This window comes from Halorussus salilacus (genome assembly GCF_024138125.1).
Classification (GTDB): domain Archaea; phylum Halobacteriota; class Halobacteria; order Halobacteriales; family Haladaptataceae; genus Halorussus; species Halorussus salilacus.
This window is the reverse complement of the sequence record NZ_CP099993.1, coordinates 1896199-1913004: the sequence shown is the minus strand read 5'-3', so window position 1 is coordinate 1913004 and position 16806 is coordinate 1896199. Positions and strand designations below refer to the sequence as shown.

Genomic DNA, 16806 nt, shown 5'->3' with positions numbered 1-16806 from the left:
CGTTCTTCGTTCTGATAGCAGAGAACATCGCCTCGGTACGACACCCGTTATCAACGACTCGCCGCACCCGAATCCGAAGGCCTATGAGGGGTGCGTGATACCAGCGCTCACGTCGATGTCTGCGCCCTCCGACTCCCCCGAATCGTCGTCTCTCGAATCGACCGCATCGCCCGACCTCTCCGAACCGACCGACGCCCTCGAAGACACCCCTTCCGAACCGTCCGACGCTCCCGACGACCCCCGGATGAACGGCGAGTACATCCGGACGGTCTCTCACCCCGAGGGCGACGTGACGCTCGTCGGGGTGGTCCACGACCACCCCGCGAGCGCGTACCGCGCGCGGGCCGTCGTGCGCGAGCGCGACCCCGAGACGGTCGCGCTCGAAGTGCCGCCGCTGGCGCTCGCGCTCTACCGGGAGTACGCCCGAGGCGCTCGCTCTCCCCCGTCGTTCGGCGGCGAGATGAGCGCCGCCGCGCTCGCGGCGCGCGAGCGCGACGCCGACCTCGTCGGTATCGACGCCCCGACCCCCGAGTTCTGCGCCCGACTCGCCCGGAACTGCTGGGACGAACGCGCCGACGTAGAGACCGTCCGGCGACTGGCGTCGGGACTCGCCTCGGTGACCCGCCACGCCGCGATCTGTCGAATCGCGGCCACGGTTGCGGCCCGGACCTCGCTCCGCGTCGAGGTCGACGCGCCCGTCGAGCACGACTGCACGCGCGCCGACCCGCCGAACGAGCAGGCCCGCGACGAGCGCGAGCAGGCCGAACGCTCGCGGTCGTTCGCGCGGGCGTTCGACCCGCCGACCTCCGTCCGGCTCCGCGACGAGACCCGCGAGGAGTGCATGGCCGAGAACCTGCGGTCGCTACGCGCGGCGGGCGACGCGGTCGCTATCGTCGGACTCGACCACCTCGACGCCGTCGCCGAGCGAATCGAGCGCTGAAGCGAAGCGAATCGAACGCCGAAGCGGAGACTACTCGTCGAGTTCCGAATCGACCGCCACCTGAACCCCGTTGACCAGCGCCGACAGTTCCTCGTTCGAGGCGGTGATGGTCTCCATGCCGCTCGACACGTCCGACATCTCCGAGGCGGCCTCGTCTATCATCGTTGCGACCTCCTCGGCGCTCGCGGCCTGCTGGTCGGTCGCGTCGGCGACCTCGTCGATGCCGTGGGACACCTCCGCGATGGACTCTCCGACCTCCTGAAGCGTCTCCATCGCGCTCTCGACCCGTTCGGCCCCGCGCTCGACGCGCTCGCCGGTCTCGTCGAGGCTCTCCATCGTGTCGTCGGTGTACTGCTGGACCTCGGCGATCATCGTCTCGATGTCGTCGGCGTGGCTCTGGGTCTCCTCGGCGAGTTCCTTGACCTCCTCGGCGACCACGGCGAACCCCGACCCGGCCTCGCCAGCGCGGGCCGCCTCGATGGATGCGTTGAGCGCCAGCACGTTGGTCTGGTCGGCGATGTCGTTGATGACCGCGACCACGTCGTCGATCCGCTCGACGTTCTCGCGGAGGGCGTCGAAGTCCGACTCGACGCTCGTCCGCGCGTCCTCGACCCGGTGCATCTCCTCGATAGCCTCGCGGGAGTGGTCGAGTCCGTCTTCGGCGAGGGCCTCCGCGCGGTCGCTGACCGTGTTGACCTGCTCGGTGCTGGCCGCGATCTCCTCGGTCGTCGCGCTCAGGTCGGCGGTCTCGTTGCTAAGTTTGCGAATCTTCCGCGACTGGGAGGCCGTCAGCGCGTTTATCTCGTCGGCGTTCTCCGCGATATCGCCGGTCGCCATCCCGAGTTCCTCGACCGCGGGCCTGACATCCGATTCGAGCGTCTCGCGGAGCGACGCCGCCTCGACCGCGATTTCGTCGCTCTCGCCCCCGTCGTCGGTCGCCTCGTAGGCGTCGACCGCGAGTTGCACGTCGCGGATGCTCGCCCGAGTCACGGCCCCGATGAGGTCTGCGACCTCCTCGACCGCGCTCGCGACGTTCTCATCGTCGTACTCGCCGACCACCTGTGAGACGAGTTCGGGGACGATGGCGTCGTGAAGCTTCGCGTACAGGCCGACGTGGTCGGCCAGCGGCACGTCGGCCATCGCGTGGAGCTGACCGCCACGAATCCGGTCGCGGAGCACCGCCTCCTCGTCGCCGTCGTCTCGCCCGAGAGACGCCAACTGCGCCTTCTGTGCGCGCTTGAGTTCTTCGACCGTGTACGAGTCGTCGGGGGCGACTTCGGGGCCGTCGATGTCCTCGTACAGGGCTTCGACCGCGTCGTCGCTGGCGCTCGCGAAGTCCACGCCTCGGAGTCGGTCGGCGTCGCGGTCAGAGACCGACAGGAGCGTCGAGGGCGGTTCGACTTCGGCAGAGACGAACTCGCCAGCGAACTCGGCCTCGTCGTGTGGTTCCGAGTGACCGGACATTACCACGAGACTCGGTAGACGCACTCTTCGCCGCCCGACGCCCGACAGGAGTCGCCAACTTCCTCGACCTCCACCAGCGCGCCCTCGGCGCTGAACTTCTCGGCGACCGCGGTGACGAGTCCCTCGTCCATCGCACAGGGATACGGGTTCTTGCACGCGATCTCGCCCTCGGAGTCGCCGGTCAGTTCGAAGTCGTAGTAACCGATTTCGCCGCCGCGGTGGTTCATCTGGTAGGCGTCGTCGATGGATTCGAGGCCCGCGCTCACCGAGTCGATTCCCGGCGGCCACTCGGCGTTCTCGGGAATCTTCTTCCCGATGTTCGCCACCGTCTGTTCGCCAATCGAGTCGGCGACCGCTTCGAACGAGTCGAGATACGCCTGATTCGAGTACCACTCGTCGGCCTGCAGGTCCTCGATACCGTTCTCGGCGAGCATCTCGTTCATCCGCTTCTCGAAGACGCTAGAGAGGTCACCGGCACCCGCCAACATCGATTTGATCGTCTGGCCCTTGGCCTCGACGCCATCGTCGAACGTTTCGAACTGCACCATGTCACCGTTCCCTCATCGATGAGACATATAGCTTTCTTACTTATCAGTGAAAATATCAAATATGAAAACGGCATTATCATCGGGTTTCGCCGCCGCACGGCGGCGATATGCCGCTCCGTTAAAAAGATTTAAATACCGGCAATCCCGGCGTCCGTGTCCAGACTGCTACATCCGACTCTGCAGTCGGACCTCGTCGTCGGTGATGGTCTCGACCCGCCCTTCCTCCAGTGGGTAGGTGTCCTCGTCGTGGTCGCCCCAGTCGAGCGTGGACTTGATCTTGTCCGTGATTCCCGGGTCGGGGTCGACGTGCGCGGTGCCGTGTTCGACGCGCTTGATCATGCCGACTTTCTCGTCCCCCATCACGACGGGTTTGCCCTCGTCGTTCTCTGTGAAGTTGGCTGTCATCGCACTGGACGTACGCCGGTCACGCCCAAGACTGCTGTGGCCGTTTATCAGTTCGCGAGTACGTCTCGACGGCGGAGGCGGCATTTGCGACCAACCCCGACTTTAAGCCGACGGCCGTCGTCGTGAGAGTCATGCGCGAGGACTTCCTCCTCCTGAACCCCGGCCCGGTTCCCGTGACCCGAGAGGTGCGCGAGGCGATGAGCGAACCCATGGTCTCGCACCGCTCCGCGGAGTTCGAATCGGTCTACGAGCGGGCCCAGACCGCGCTCGACTACGTGTTCACCCAATCCACGCTCGACGGCTCCTCGACCGCAAGCGACGGCACCAGCCTCGTCTTCAACGGGACCGCGACGATGGCGATGGAGGCCGCGGTCGCCAACCTGGTGGGGTGTCTCGGCGGTCGGGGCGACGGCGGGAACGTCGTCGCGCTCGTCAACGGGAAGTTCGGTCGGCGATTCAAGCGAATCGCCGACCGCTACGCCTCGGTCGACGCCGTAGAGGCCAAGTGGGGCCAGTCGCTCGACCTCGACGCGGTCGCCGAGGCCGTCGACGACGACACCGACGTGGTGACGATGGTCCACAACGAGACCTCCACGGGCCTGCTGAACCCGGTCGAGGAAGTCGGCGAGATAGCCGAAGAGCACGACGCCACGTTCGTCGTGGACGGCGTGACCTCCATCGGCGGCGACGAGTTCCGCATCGACGACTGGAACGTCGACGTGGCGGTCACCGACGCCCAGAAGTGTCTGGCCGCGCCGCCGGGCACCTCCGCGATGTACGCCACCGAGCGCGCTCAGGAGCAGTTCGACGGCGACGCCGCGCCCTTCTACGAGGACTTGGACTGGCACCTCCGGAAGGCCGAGTCCCACCAGACCCCCTTCACGAGCGCGGTCCCCCTCTTCCGGGGCCTCGCGGTCGCAGTCGAGGATATCCACGAGGAGGGCATGCCCACCCGCATCGAGCGCCACCGCCGCCAGTCGCGGGCGTTCCGCGAGGGCTTTTCCGCGATGGGCCTCGACCTGTTCGCCGAGCGCAACGACGCCTCCGAGTACTCGAACACCTTGACCGCGGTGGCGCTCCCCACCGACGTGCGCGGCGAGTCCGACGCCTTCTTCGACGCGGTCGAGGACCGGGGCGTCTCAATTTCGGGCGGGCAGGCCCACCTCGGCGGCGAGATATTCCGGGTCAGCAACATGGGCGGCCTCTCGGCCGAGCAGATTCTCCGGGGCGTTCGCACGGTCGGCGAGGCCTTCGAGGAGGTCGGCGCCGACGTGGACCGCGAGGCGGGTATCGAGGCGGCCCGCGAGGAACTGCGGTAACCATCGCTACGTCGAAGACGGATTCGGGACGTACGTAGTGCGAACCGAAAGTGAGTACTCCCGTGAGCTATCGATGGCGTGTGGGGAGCGTGTCGGCACAGGATTCAGGCGTCGATCCGTGTCGGAGGCGTTCCGTCGGCCGACGGATGGACATCCTGCAGGTCCGGATGGGAGCGAGTCACGCCGTCGGTCGTGACAACGCCGTCGTCGTGGACTGCATCTCTGACCCGCTGCCACTGCTCGTGTCGGCGGAGGACGTGGACGGGAATCGACTCGACGCCGAGCAACTGGCCGAGGATGACGCGGTGATACCCCTCCGTGAGTAACAAGTCGCCGTTGCGGTCGACGAGCGCGATTGGTTCCATCTGCGTGATATAGTCGAGTTCGGAGGGCGAGTCGTAGAGGCGTCCATAATTCGAGCGGTAGCCCTCCGTCCTCAGGTCCGCCACCAGTTCGTCGAGGGCGGCACAGCGTCGGTCCACGAACTCCTCGATGTCCGCACAGCCGCGGAACGACTCCGCGCCGTCGAGTTTCTCCTGTCCCCACTCGTAGTACGCCGTCTCTTCCCACGGCTCGCCGTCGGCGTAGCGATCTTCGAGACCCGAATACAACTTCGTCTCTGCGAGCACCTCGCGTCCAGTCCGGTCCCAGCGACCGCCACGGACCCTCCCGAGACCCCACTTGAGCGAGACGGTCATGTATTCGGTGAGAGCATCGGGGTCGACGTGAATCAGGTTCCAGGGGTCGGCGGGCTCGGCATATCGGTTCCGGTTCATCCAATCGTGCCAGTCGGTGTAGTATCGGAACGCCTCGATAGCCATACACCTCGGTGTTCCGAGACATAAATAGCCGTGACGGTTTATCTCACAATCGGCTGTCACGGCCTCCTTCGAACGCCTACCGCCCGAACACCGCCCGCCTGTCCTCGAAGTCGAACCGGAAGAACAGCGGGAGCGAGACCAGCGCCAGTCCCGTCTCCAGCGCACCCGCGACGACGAACGCCGCGAGGAAGCCGAATTCGTCGGCGACCGTCCCGCCGACGAGCATCCCGACGAGGAAGCCCAGACTCCCGAAGACGTTGAACCCCGCCATCGCGGTCCCGCGGGCCGAATCGTCGGCGAGGTCCGAGACCAGCGCCATCGTCGCGGGGGCCATCAGCGCGCCGATGACGCCCACGGCGACCATCGCGACGCCCGCGATTTCGACGGTGGGCGAGAGGCCGACGCCGACCACCGCGAGGCCGTAGAGCGCCGACCCGACCGCGATGGGGACCGCGCGCCCGACGCGGTCCGACAGGACCCCGAAGGGGTACTGGAGGAGCGCGAACGGCGCGAAGAACAGGCCGAGCATCACGCCGGTCGCCGCGGCGTCGAGGCCGAACGCCTCCCGGAAGTAGACGGTGCCGACGAGAGCGAAGAAGCCCGCGGTGAGTCGGTCGATGAACCCGAAGACGTAGGGGAGTCCGAGCGAGGGGCGCTCGGAGAGGGTCGCGAGCGCCCGCGAGAGGCGACCGCTCCGTCGCTCTCCGGGCGCGCGGTCGGGGATGAACAGCGCGAGTCCTCCGGCACAGACCAGCAGGACGCCCGCCGCGTAGAGGGGGACGAACGGGCCGAACCCGTAGAGCTGGCCGCCCAACGGCGCGCCGATGGCGGTGCCGAGACCGATGGCGATGCCCGCCGCGCCCATGTTCCTGCCGTGGCCGCCGCCGAGGTCCATCAGCATCGTCATCGCGAGCGAGAACGCGCCGATGGTGGTCGCGCCTTGGAGGGCCCGGACCACGAGGACCTCGGCGAACGACAGCGACAGCGCGGCGGGGAGGACCGCCAGCGCGAAGTAGCCGACGGCACCGCCGAGCGCGCCCGCGACGATGAAGGGAACGCGCCGCCCGGCGGTGTCGCTGGCCGCGCCCCAGAGGCCCGCGCAGACCACGAACGCCGCGAACTCCGCGACGAGGAACCACATGCTCGCGTCGAGCGCCGTGGTCGCGCCGACCGCCGCGACGAGGTCCGGGACGCCGGGGTACAGCAGGACCTGCGCGAGCAGGACGGCGAACACCACGCTGGCGAGCACCGACCGGTCGCGTCGAGTGGGACTCACGGATGCGGCGGTTGGGCCCGCTCGATGTTATAGGTCCTGTTTCGGAGTCGACGGTCGCGCCCGCCTCGGCGTCGGACTACTCGGTCTCCCGGAGGTCGAGCCACGCCTCCGGGAGGTGGGACTCCACGAAGGCGTCCTGCTCGTCCGGGCTCAGCGTCGCCCCCCAGACCGCCAGCACGAGGGCGAAGACCGCGAATCCGGGGAGTATCGTCACCGCGCGATGCAGAATCCACGCCGGGTCGGCGAGGAGCAGGACGAACGACGAGTCGGCCGCCGAGAGGACGTGTTCGGGCGGCGTCCCGCCGAGGGCGTACGCCCGGCCCGGGACGAACACCTGCACGCCGAGGACGTAGACGACGTTGAGCAGGGGGCCGCCGTGCGCCCGCGTCCAGAGCGCGCCGAAGTACAGGCCGGTCGCGGCGCTCGCGAGCGCCGCCGCGTTCCGCCGGGCGACCACGGCGTCGGCGGCCGCCGCGGTCGCGGCGGCCGCCCCGCCGAGGGTCGTCACCGACGCCGCGTACGCGACGAACCAGACGAGGAATCCGCCGAGGAGGACCGCGGCCTGCGAGCGTCGACTCCGACCGCGGAAGGGGTGAAATCCCTCGGTCATCGAGAACTCTCCGGCGGCGTCGGTGTCCGACGCCGCCGGTTCGGAACCGCTGGTCTCGGGCATGTTGGTTCGGACCTCGCGTGGTTTCGAGGGTCGAATCGCTCGCACTTGACCCCTCCGGTCGACGCTGGCGGTCGAATCCCCGGTCCTACCGGAACGCCACGGTCTCGCTCGCGGAGGCAGTGCCCGCGAAACACTTAAATGATTCCCACCGGTAGTGGGAATATGGTCGTGGTGGATTCGAAGGGACGTATCGTCCTGCCACAGGACGTTCGAGAACGGCTCGGTCTCGACGCCGGAACGGCGGTAGACGTTCGCGAGGAGGACGGTCGCGCGGTCGTCGAACCCGAGGAACGTCCCGAGGACATCATCGAGGACCTCGAACGGCGAATCGAGGACGCGACGGCGGAGCGAGAGCCGACGCCCGGCGACGAACTCGACCCCGACGCGCGCAATCACGTCGAGACCATCCGGCGCGGGGCAAGCGACGCGCGCAACGACCGCGGCGACGCCACCGATGAGTGACGGACCCTATCTCTTCGACGTCGGGGTCACTGCGCTGGCACACGCCGGGACGCCCGTGAGCGACACCCCCCTCTCGTACGTCAGACGCGCGATTTCCGGCGAAATCGACGCCGTGGTCCCGTACGCCTCTCTCGTCGGCGCACATCACGTCCTCACCGGTGTCTACGGCTTCTCGAACGCGGAGGCGTCGGGACTCATGCGGCGGTTCATGGACGCGAACCGAGTCCACTGGTACGACGAGATCGACGAGTCCACCGTTCGCGCGGGGTTCGAGTGTGCCGGGAGGGAGAACGTCGAGGGGTGGGACGGCTACTACGCTCGGGTCGCGGTCGAGGAGGGCGTCGAGACGATACTCACTCTCGACGACGACTTCCGACGCATCGACGGGGTTTCGACCGAGGTCGTCCTCTCACCCGAGGAGTTCGCCGAACTGAACGACTACCTCGACTACTGAATCCGAGGGCGTCCTATCGTCCGAACGCCACGGTCTCGCTCGCGGGGTCGAGTTCGACCCGGCCGCCGACCGGAATCGCGGCGGCGGGCGCGGTGTGGCCGAACTCCAGATCGAAGACGACCGGCGCGTCGGGGTTGTACTCCGCGAGGACCTCCGCGACGGCCTCGCGCTGGCGCTCGCGGAACTCCGCGCGGGCCTCCGGGCCGGGGTCCTCGAAGAGGTTGCGCGCCTTCGCGCGACCCACGAGGACGCCGTCGAAGCGTTCGAGCAGGCCGCGCTCGCCCATCCCGATGAGGAACTGGCGGACGTAGCTCGCGTCGGGGAGCTCCTCGCTGGTTTCGAGCAGGAGGATGCGACCGTCCAAATCCTCGGGCGCGGGGAGGTAGCGGTCGGTCCGGAGCTGCTGGTCCACGATGGAGAGACACCCGCCCCACGTCCGGCCCGAGACGCGGCGGTCGGCCCCGCGCCACGTCCGGCCCGGGTTCGGTTCCATCTCGCGGTACTCGTCCAGATTGTCGGGGTCGGCCCAGTCGAGGTCGTGGTCGGTGAACCGCTCGGCGGGCCGGAGTTCGCCGAAGGCGTCGAGGTCGTCGGCGAAGAACGCGGTTTCGAGCGACTCGACGGTGTAGTCGTGCATCTCGCCCTGCATCGCGAGGTCAGTCAGCAGGGTCCCGCCGTAGAACGAGACGACGCCGAGGTTCCAGAGGTACAGCGCGAGGTTGGTGTTGTCGCTGATGCCGTAGAACCGGGTGGGGTTCTCGGCCAGCACCTCGGGGTCGAGGTGTCGGAGGATGCGAATCTGGTCGAACCCGCCGATGACCGCGACGACGCCCCGAATCTCGGGGTCGGCGAACGCGTCCATCACGTCCCGTGCGCGCTCGGCGGGGTGGTCGTAGAGGTACTCGCTGTCCCTCGTCGCGGTCGGGTACTCGACCGGTTCGAGGTCGAACACCTCCCGGAGGCGTTCGAGGCCGAGTTCGTAGACGTGGGGATACTGGGTCGCTCGGTTCGAACCGGGCGCGACCACGGCGACCCTGTCGCCGGGGTCGAGCGCGGGCGGGACGACGAACTCGCTCATGGTCGGAGTTGCGTGTCGGCCTCCGTATGGGTTTCGGTGGTGTGTCGGAAAATCGCAAGGACTGAAAGCTCCCGGCTTCGAACGTCTCGCGCATGGCCGACCCCGACCTCCTCGCCCGCCTCGACCGCATCACCATCCTGCTGGCCGCCCTCCTCGGCGTCGAACTGCTGGAGCTGTTCGACGTGAGTTTCTCGGCGTTCGGACTCGGGCTTCTCATCGTCGCTATCGCTGGATTCTGGCTCCTCTGGGGCCGGTCGGTCGTCGGTCTCCTGCTCGGCGATAGCGTGTGACAAACTCGCACGCTCAGCAACCCTTGCCGTAACTCCCGGTTATAACTTCCTTCGAGAATATGCGTATAGCACATGACCGCAGAGGACGACCAGCCGCGCTCGGCGTCGCGTTCTCGCGACGCCGAGCGCGAGTTCGACACCCGGAGCCTCCACGCGGGCCACGGGGCCGACCCGGCGACGGGGGCGCGCGCGCCGCCCATCTACCAGACCACCTCCTACGAGTTCGAGGACGCCGACCGCGCCGCCGACCTCTACGCGCTCGACGCCGAGGGCGACGTCTACTCGCGCATCTCGAACCCGACGACCCGCGCGCTCGAAGACCGACTCGCCAGCCTCGAAGGCGGGACGGGCGCGGTTGCCACCGCGAGCGGGATGGCCGCGCTCGACTCGCTGACGCTCGTGCTCGCCGAGTCGGGCGACAACGTGGTCTGCTCGACCGACACCTACGGCGGGACGACGGCGTACCTCCGCCACACCGCCAGCAAGCGCGGAATCGAGGCCCGGTTCGTGGAGACGCTCGACTACGACGCCTACGAGGAGGCCGTCGATTCGGACACCGCCTACGTCCACGTCGAGACCGTCGGGAACCCCTCGCTCGTCACGCCCGACTTCGAGCGCGTCGCGGGAATCGCCCACGACGCGGGCGCGCCCCTCGTGGTCGACAACACCTTCGCGACGCCGTACCTCTGTACTCCCCTCGACCACGGTGCCGACGCGGTCTGGCACTCCACGACCAAGTGGCTCCACGGGAGCGGCACCACGGTCGGGGGCGTCCTCGTCGACGGCGGGAGCTTCGACTGGGAGGCCCGCGAGGACGACTACCCCGAACTCGCGGGCGACAACCCCGCCTACCACGACACCGACTTCTCGCGGGACTTCCCCGACGCCCCCCTCGCGACCGCGGCCCGGTTCCGCGCGCTCCGGAGCCTCGGCAATCAGCAGTCGCCCTTCGACGCGTGGCAGACCCTGCAGGGTCTGGAGTCGTTCCCCCTCCGGATGGAGCGCCACTGCGAGAACGCCGCCATCGTCGCGGAGTACCTCGCCGACCGCGACGACGTGGCGTGGGTCGCCTACCCCGGACTGGAGAGCCACCGGACCCACGAGAACGCCAGCGAGTATCTGGCGGGCGGGTACGGCGGGATGGTCGCCTTCGGACTGGAAGGAGGATTCGAGGCGGGCAAGCGGTTCTGCGAGCGCGTCGAACTCGCCAGTTTCCTCGCCAACATCGGCGACGCGAAGACCCTCGTCATCCACCCCGCGAGCACGACCCACGCCCAACTGTCGCCCGACGAACAGCGCGCCGCGGGCGTCTCGCCCGACCTCGTGCGCCTCTCGGTGGGAATCGAGGACCCGGCCGACCTGCTCGCCGACTTCGAGCGCGCCATCGAGGCGGCGGGGAACGAGCCATGAACCGCACCCGCGACACCGCCGACCTCGGTGACTTCGAGTTCGAGTGCGGGCGGACCGTCCCCCTCGACGTCGCCTACGAGACCTACGGCGAGTACCGCGGGGACAACGCGGTGCTGGTGTGTCACGCGCTCACCGGCAGTCAGCACGTCGCCGGAACCGGGCGGAGCGCGAGCGACACCGGCAGCGAGGACGCGGCCGGAACCGACGGCCAGTCGGCGGCGTGGTGGAGCGACGTGGTCGGCCCGGGCAAGGCCATCGACACCCGCGAGTACTTCGTGGTCTGCGCGAACGTTCCGGGGTCGTGCTACGGCACGACCGGCCCGGCGAGCGAGAATCCGGAGACCGGCGACCCCTACGGCCCGGACTTCCCGCCCGTGACCGTGGCCGACTGGACCCGGGCACAGGCCCGCCTGCTCGACCACCTCGGAGTCGGCCCGCTCCGGGCCGTCGTGGGCGGGAGCGTCGGCGGGATGAACGCCCTCGACTGGGCCAAGCGCTACCCCGAGCGCGTCGCTCGGGTGCTGGCGGTCGCGACCGCGGCCCGCCTCGACCCCCAGATGCTCGCGATGCGGGCGGTCGCGCGCCGGGCCATCACGAGCGACCCGAATTGGAACGGAGGGGACTACTACGGGGAGGGCCCCGACCCCGAGCAGGGGCTCGCAATCGCCCGACAGCTCGGCCACGTCTCGTACCTCTCGAAGGACTCGATGGGCCGGAAGTTCGGCAGGCGGTCGGCGGGCCGGGTCGCCTCGGAGGGCTTCGCTCCCGCCGACCCCGCAGGCGAGTACTTCCCCTACCGGGAGGTCGAGTCGTACCTCGACTATCAGGCCGAGCGCTTCGTCGAGCGCTTCGACGCCAACAGCTACCTCTACCTGAGTCGGGCGATGGACGACTACGACCTCGCGTCGGGCTACGACTCGGACGCCGACGCGCTCGCTGGCTTTTCGGGCGAGGCGCTCGTGGTCAGCTTCACCGGCGACTGGCACTTCACGGTCGAGCAGGCCGACCGCCTTGCGGCCGCGTTCGAGGCCGCGGGCGCCGACGTGGCGAACCACGTCGTCGAGAGCGACCACGGCCACGACGCCTTCCTCGTCGAACCCGAGAAGGTGGGGCCGCCCGTCCGGGACTTCCTCGCGGCGGGCGTCGAGGGCCGGGCGGTGAGCGACTCCGACGAGGACCGGGAGTTCGCGCCGGTCCACGCCAGCCTGTTCGGGGACTGACGGGGCGACTCCCCGAATCGACCGGCGTTCGACCCGAAACGGGGGAGTACCTGCGTCTGAACTCTCGTGGCGAGTGTCGCAACACTATCGAGGACCGACCGTCGGCGAGCCGACGGTCGGTCCTCGCACCCGGTCGCGGCGTCCGGACTCCGGGTCAGTCGAACAGCCCCTCGTCGTCGAGCACCTCGCGGAGGCGCTCCATCGTGGCGACCACCACGTCGCAGGCCGGGCGGACCGCGGGCTTGGGGACGAACCCGACCGAGAGACCCGCGACTTCGAGCATCGGGAGGTCGTTCGCGCCGTCGCCGACCGCGACGGTCCGACTGATGGGTATCTCGTACTCGGCCGCGAGGCGTTCGAGCGCATCGTCCTTGGTCCCCTCGATTAGCGGCCCCTCGACCTCGCCGGTCAGTTCGCCGTCGGCGACCGGGAGGCGGTTGGCGACGACCGCGTCGACCGAGACGCCCTCCTTCTCCAGCGCGCGCTCGACCCCGCGCTCGAACCCGCCGGTCAGAATCGCGGTGGTCACGCCCGCCTCGTTCAGCTCCCGGATGACCGTCGCCGCGTCGGGTCGGAGGACCACCTCGTCGAAGGCGGCCTCGGCGTCTTCGACCGGGAGGCCCTCCAGCAGGCCAGCGCGGTCGCGGAGGCTCCGCGCGTAGCTGATCTCGTCGTTCATCGCTCGCGCCGTTATGTCGGCCATCTCGTCGGCGACCCCCATCCGCTCGCCGAGCAGGACCGTCATCTCCGAGTCCGAGAGCGTGCCGTCGAAGTCGAACGCGACCAGCGTCATGGCCGGAGATTCGAGGGCCGGGGGCTTGAAACGACCGGAAGGCGCAGATTGGGCGAACGTGAGCGACTCGACACCGACGTAGCTGAACGATGGCCCAACGTGCCCGGGACGGCCTCGGAGTCGAACGTGACGAGTGACCGTGAACTCCGTCGAGTCCTTCGATGCAGGCGGCCAAGCGCTTATCCCGCGCCTTCCTGACTAGTACGCATCAGATGAGTACGAACGGGTACGACTGCATCGGTATCCTCGTCGATGACGAGCAGCCGGTATTCTCGACCGTCGCCGAGCGCCTTCGGAACGCGGGCAATAGGGTTCGGTTCCTCGATCCTCGATCCGAACTCCCGTCGAGCCGCGTCGACGACCTCTCGCTGATCGTCAACAAGCAAGTGTTCCCGGTCACGCTCCCCGCCCTCAGATACGCTCGGCGAACGGAAACCGCCGTGTGGAACAACGTCACCGCGACGGTCGCACTGAGTTCGCGGCTGGTCGGACTGAACGCGCTCGAAGCGGTGGGATTTCGCACTCCCCCGGTGACCTTCGAGAAGCCCGACGGCGAGTACGTGGCGAAGGATTGGCACGTCTGGGACGGAGCGCCCGAACTGAACGGTGAGGGGGACTTCTACCAGGAGCTGATTCCGACGGAGCCAGTCGATTACAAGTACTACGCCGTCAGCGACGGCGAACGGACGTGGACGGCGGGCAGGCGCGTCACTTCGAAACTCTACGGACCCAAACGCTTCCTCGGCCGGGCGCGGACCAGACCGGCGCTTGCGTCCCGTCTGCGCCGCCTCGTCGAACGGCTCGACCTCCGGGGCGTTGGGGTCGACTTCATCAGAGACCACGAGGACCGGTTCTGGGCGGTAGACGTCAATCTCGCGGCGGGTTACCGCGACACCGGATTAGAGACGGCGCTCTTCGAGTCGATTCGTGCGAGTCTTCCCGACCGGTACTCCGACGAGTAGACGCTCGTCGCCCTCGAAAGCGAACGAAACGAGTCCGACGAACGCGACCGCGAACCCGAGGGATTTAGACCGCCACTCCACCTACCGACTCCCATGGCACCCTTCCCCGAGTTCGAGGTGATTCCCGCGGTCGACATGCAGGACGGCGAGGTCGTCCAGCTCGTCCAGGGCGAGCGCGGCACCGAGAAGACCTACGGCGACCCCGTCTCAGCCGCCGAGGAGTGGGTCGAGGCGGGTGCGGAGACGCTCCACCTCGTGGACTTAGACGGCGCGTTCGAGGGCGAGCGCGCGAACGCCGACGCAGTCGAAGCGATTCTGACGGCGGTCGACGTGGACGTGCAGTTGGGCGGGGGCATCCGGACCGCCGACGACGCCGTCGGCCTCCTCTCGCGCGGGGTCGACCGCGTCATCCTCGGGACCGCCGCGGTCGAGAACCCCGACATCGTGGCCGAAATCAGCGCGGAGTATCCGGGGTCGGTGACGGTCAGCCTCGACGCCAAGGGCGGCGAGGTCGTCGTCTCTGGGTGGACCGAGGGGACCGGCCTCGACCCCGCCGAGGCCGCGGCGCGCTACGAGGAGTTGGGCGCGGGCGCGATACTGTTCACCGACGTGGACGTGGAGGGTCGACTCGCTGGCGTCCAGACCGACCGCGTCAGCGCGGTGGTCGAGGCGGTCGACATCCCGGTCGTCGCCTCGGGCGGGGTCGCGACGCTGGACGACGTGCGCGCGCTCCGCGAGGCGGGCGCGGCCGCGGTCGTCGTCGGGACCGCGCTCTACGAGGGAGAGTTCACGCTCGAAGAAGCGAAGTCGATCTGAGGCGGTTCACCGACCGCGCGCCCGGAGACGCCGGAGCGCGCCGAACCGCTCGGTCACGGTCTCGCGGTCCGGTCGCGTCTCCGGCCGCATCCAGACGGCCGCGGCCGCCACCAGCGGCGCGGCGACGACGCTCTCTCCCGGTAGCGCGAGCAGTCCTCCCGTCAGCACCGCGGACGCACCCAGCACATCACTCTTTCTCATGCTCTCGCTAGAAGCTACGAACGGGGGATACAAAAACCTGTGTCAGACGCTCGTCATCAACGTCGGGGCGGAGGACAACGACCTTGTACCTCCGGACGAACTCTCGGACATGAGCGACCGAACCGCCGCGGTGACCCGCGAGACGGCCGAAACCGACATCGAGGTGACCCTCGACGTGGACGGCGACGGCGATTCGACCGTCGAGACGGGCGTGGGCTTCTTCGACCACATGCTCGAAAGCTTCGCCAAGCACGGGCTGTTCGACCTCACGGTGCGGTGTGACGGCGACCTCGAGATCGACGACCACCACACCGTCGAGGACGTCGCCATCGCGCTCGGCCGGGCGTTCGAGGACGCGCTGGGCGAAAAGCGGGGTATCGAGCGCTTCGCCGACCGGCGAGTGCCGCTCGACGAGGCGGTCGCGAGCGTCGTCGTCGACGTGAGCGGCCGCCCCCTCTTCGCGTTCGAGGGGGAGTTCTCGCAGGATTCAGTCGGGGAGATGACCAGCCACATGGCGAAGCACTTCTTCCGGTCGCTGGCGACGAACGCGGGCCTGACCCTCCACCTCGCGGTCGAGGGCGAGAACGCCCACCACGAGATAGAGGCGCTGTTCAAGGGGGTCGCGCGGGCGCTCGACGACGCTACTCGGATCGACGAGCGTCGGAGCGACGTGGCGAGCACGAAGGGTCAACTCTAGAACCGCGAGCGGAGTCGCCGGATTCCGAACGGGATTGCTCGCGGAACGGGGGAAACAGCCCAGATACGAGGCGAACGGACGGCGTAGTGGCGGCACCGACGGTCAATCGTCGTCTTTCGCGAACGACCGGACGATGCGAGCGAAAATCTTCGGTCCCTTACGGGCACGCTGTGGTTCCACCTCTCGACCGGTCTTCGGTGATTTCCCCATAGGTACCGTATGTTCGGCTTCGTATTTAAAACCAGTCCGGGAAAGCTACGTATCCGGGATGGGTTCGAGCATCGGTATCGGTTCGACGACGCCCGCGGTCCCAAAGACGATTCCTCCGATCAACAGCAGTAGCCCAGCCCCGAGCAAGGTCTGGGTGTAGAATAGCCCTCGCGCCTCACCTTCGACCATCTCGTTCGCTTCCGATAGCCAGAGGCAATATTCGCGTACCATCCACTCGTTCCACTCGCGTTCCGACCACGAGGAACGTTGAAACTCGTCGATGTATTCCGCGCTCACACCCGTCGGGTACTTGGACCCGAGAGTCGTCACGACGGCAACCACCGCAGAGAGGGACACTCCGACGAAACCGAGCACGGTGAGTTCGTTGATGAGCTGCCACGTATATTGGAACGAGGAAGCGGCGGTCAAAGAGAGACCGGCAATCAACAAGTCGATTCGAAGAGCCGTCATCGCGGATTCGTCGATTCGATGGATGGAATCGATGGTCTCCTCCAGTGATTCCCGGGCTTCGGTTCGGGCCGCACGAAGCGCACGTTCGTCGGAATCCCACGCCGAAAATCGGTCTCGGTTCCAAGCCGAGTTGTCTCGTGGGGAGTCGTTCGCCCGATTTTCGGTCATATCTGAAATCGTGAAGCTTTTCGACGGTCGTAATCCGAACTCGAACTCAGTAGGTACCCGTTCATTCGATTACACCTCGTGGTCGTCGCTCCTTCGTTCTACGTTTTAAACGTTCGTCTGTGGGAGGA

The 16806-nt window shown here is 67.9% G+C and carries 20 protein-coding genes; 10 read left to right on the top strand and 10 right to left on the bottom strand.

The features are described from left to right. The first annotated feature begins 115 nt into the window (after window positions 1-115). On the top strand, window positions 116-940 hold the full coding sequence (locus NGM10_RS09870; RefSeq protein WP_253477995.1) for a TraB/GumN family protein: 825 nt from the start codon (window positions 116-118) through the stop codon (window positions 938-940). A gap of 30 nt (window positions 941-970) precedes the next feature. Here the strand turns inward: NGM10_RS09870 and NGM10_RS09865 are convergent, their stop codons facing one another. The 3 genes from NGM10_RS09865 to NGM10_RS09855 form a co-directional block, all read right to left on the bottom strand. After that, window positions 971-2404, bottom strand: coding sequence for a globin-coupled sensor protein (locus NGM10_RS09865; protein WP_253477992.1), 1434 nt, complete (start codon window positions 2402-2404; stop codon window positions 971-973). After that, window positions 2404-2952, bottom strand: coding sequence for a hypothetical protein (locus NGM10_RS09860; RefSeq protein ID WP_253477989.1), 549 nt, complete (start codon window positions 2950-2952; stop codon window positions 2404-2406). The genes NGM10_RS09865 and NGM10_RS09860 overlap by 1 nt, the downstream gene beginning before the upstream one ends. A gap of 165 nt (window positions 2953-3117) precedes the next feature. Continuing rightward, window positions 3118-3357, bottom strand: a complete 240-nt coding sequence (locus tag NGM10_RS09855; RefSeq protein WP_253477986.1) for a DUF8593 domain-containing protein — start codon at window positions 3355-3357, stop codon at window positions 3118-3120. A gap of 131 nt (window positions 3358-3488) precedes the next feature. Here NGM10_RS09855 and NGM10_RS09850 point away from each other — a divergent pair, with 131 nt between their 5' ends. Next, window positions 3489-4676: a pyridoxal-phosphate-dependent aminotransferase family protein gene (locus NGM10_RS09850; protein ID WP_253477983.1), complete on the top strand. Its 1188-nt coding sequence runs from the start codon at window positions 3489-3491 to the stop codon at window positions 4674-4676. A 104-nt stretch (window positions 4677-4780) separates the two neighbouring features. On the opposite strand, the gene NGM10_RS09845 is transcribed toward NGM10_RS09850, so the two are convergent. The 3 genes from NGM10_RS09845 to NGM10_RS09835 all read right to left on the bottom strand — a co-directional run bounded on the left by NGM10_RS09845 (window position 4781) and on the right by NGM10_RS09835 (window position 7446). Beyond that, the gene (locus NGM10_RS09845; protein ID WP_253477980.1) at window positions 4781-5497 is read right to left on the bottom strand and encodes a hypothetical protein; all 717 of its coding nucleotides are present in this window, start codon (window positions 5495-5497) and stop codon (window positions 4781-4783) included. A gap of 76 nt (window positions 5498-5573) precedes the next feature. Next, the gene (locus NGM10_RS09840) at window positions 5574-6773 is read right to left on the bottom strand and encodes an MFS transporter (protein WP_253477977.1); all 1200 of its coding nucleotides are present in this window, start codon (window positions 6771-6773) and stop codon (window positions 5574-5576) included. 76 nt (window positions 6774-6849) lie between these two features. Continuing rightward, the gene (locus NGM10_RS09835) at window positions 6850-7446 is read right to left on the bottom strand and encodes a hypothetical protein (RefSeq protein ID WP_253477974.1); all 597 of its coding nucleotides are present in this window, start codon (window positions 7444-7446) and stop codon (window positions 6850-6852) included. A 162-nt stretch (window positions 7447-7608) separates the two neighbouring features. Here NGM10_RS09835 and NGM10_RS09830 point away from each other — a divergent pair, with 162 nt between their 5' ends. Both NGM10_RS09830 and NGM10_RS09825 read left to right on the top strand, forming a co-directional pair. Next, the gene (locus NGM10_RS09830; RefSeq protein ID WP_253477972.1) at window positions 7609-7908 is read left to right on the top strand and encodes an AbrB/MazE/SpoVT family DNA-binding domain-containing protein; all 300 of its coding nucleotides are present in this window, start codon (window positions 7609-7611) and stop codon (window positions 7906-7908) included. Then, entirely contained in the window at window positions 7901-8362 is a 462-nt protein-coding gene (locus tag NGM10_RS09825) for a type II toxin-antitoxin system VapC family toxin (protein WP_253477970.1), read from the top strand. Before NGM10_RS09830 ends, NGM10_RS09825 begins: the two co-directional genes overlap by 8 nt. Window positions 8363-8375: 13 nt before the next feature. Here NGM10_RS09825 and NGM10_RS09820 read toward each other — a convergent pair whose 3' ends face one another. Next, the gene (locus tag NGM10_RS09820) at window positions 8376-9440 is read right to left on the bottom strand and encodes a S66 family peptidase (RefSeq protein ID WP_253477968.1); all 1065 of its coding nucleotides are present in this window, start codon (window positions 9438-9440) and stop codon (window positions 8376-8378) included. Between the two features lie 92 nt (window positions 9441-9532). Between NGM10_RS09820 and NGM10_RS09815 the strand changes: the two genes are divergently transcribed. The 3 genes from NGM10_RS09815 (at window position 9533) to metX (ending at window position 12360) form a co-directional block, all read left to right on the top strand. Beyond that, window positions 9533-9730, top strand: a complete 198-nt coding sequence (locus NGM10_RS09815) for a hypothetical protein (protein ID WP_253477966.1) — start codon at window positions 9533-9535, stop codon at window positions 9728-9730. A 72-nt stretch (window positions 9731-9802) separates the two neighbouring features. Further along, window positions 9803-11140, top strand: a complete 1338-nt coding sequence (locus tag NGM10_RS09810; protein WP_253477964.1) for an O-acetylhomoserine aminocarboxypropyltransferase/cysteine synthase family protein — start codon at window positions 9803-9805, stop codon at window positions 11138-11140. After that, window positions 11137-12360 carry a homoserine O-acetyltransferase MetX gene (gene metX / locus NGM10_RS09805; RefSeq protein ID WP_253477962.1) on the top strand — a complete coding sequence of 408 codons (1224 nt, stop codon included), beginning with the start codon at window positions 11137-11139 and terminating at the stop codon, window positions 12358-12360. Before NGM10_RS09810 ends, metX begins: the two co-directional genes overlap by 4 nt. 154 nt (window positions 12361-12514) lie before the next feature. Here the strand turns inward: metX and serB are convergent, their stop codons facing one another. Beyond that, complete coding sequence (serB, locus tag NGM10_RS09800; protein ID WP_253477960.1) at window positions 12515-13153, bottom strand: phosphoserine phosphatase SerB; 639 nt, start codon at window positions 13151-13153, stop codon at window positions 12515-12517. A gap of 161 nt (window positions 13154-13314) precedes the next feature. On the opposite strand from serB, the gene NGM10_RS09795 reads away from it, so the two are divergent. Further along, window positions 13315-14115, top strand: a complete 801-nt coding sequence (locus tag NGM10_RS09795; RefSeq protein WP_253477956.1) for a hypothetical protein — start codon at window positions 13315-13317, stop codon at window positions 14113-14115. A 93-nt stretch (window positions 14116-14208) separates the two neighbouring features. Then, a complete protein-coding gene (gene hisA / locus NGM10_RS09790) occupies window positions 14209-14931 on the top strand; it encodes a 1-(5-phosphoribosyl)-5-[(5-phosphoribosylamino)methylideneamino]imidazole-4-carboxamide isomerase (protein ID WP_253477951.1) in 723 nt (240 codons plus the stop codon). 6 nt (window positions 14932-14937) lie between these two features. Here hisA and NGM10_RS09785 read toward each other — a convergent pair whose 3' ends face one another. Further along, window positions 14938-15132 carry a hypothetical protein gene (locus tag NGM10_RS09785; RefSeq protein WP_253477948.1) on the bottom strand — a complete coding sequence of 65 codons (195 nt, stop codon included), beginning with the start codon at window positions 15130-15132 and terminating at the stop codon, window positions 14938-14940. A 109-nt stretch (window positions 15133-15241) separates the two neighbouring features. On the opposite strand from NGM10_RS09785, the gene hisB reads away from it, so the two are divergent. After that, complete coding sequence (gene hisB, locus NGM10_RS09780; protein WP_253477945.1) at window positions 15242-15829, top strand: imidazoleglycerol-phosphate dehydratase HisB; 588 nt, start codon at window positions 15242-15244, stop codon at window positions 15827-15829. Between the two features lie 255 nt (window positions 15830-16084). Here hisB and NGM10_RS09775 read toward each other — a convergent pair whose 3' ends face one another. Continuing rightward, window positions 16085-16678: a hypothetical protein gene (locus tag NGM10_RS09775; protein WP_253477942.1), complete on the bottom strand. Its 594-nt coding sequence runs from the start codon at window positions 16676-16678 to the stop codon at window positions 16085-16087. Window positions 16679-16806 lie beyond the last annotated feature (128 nt).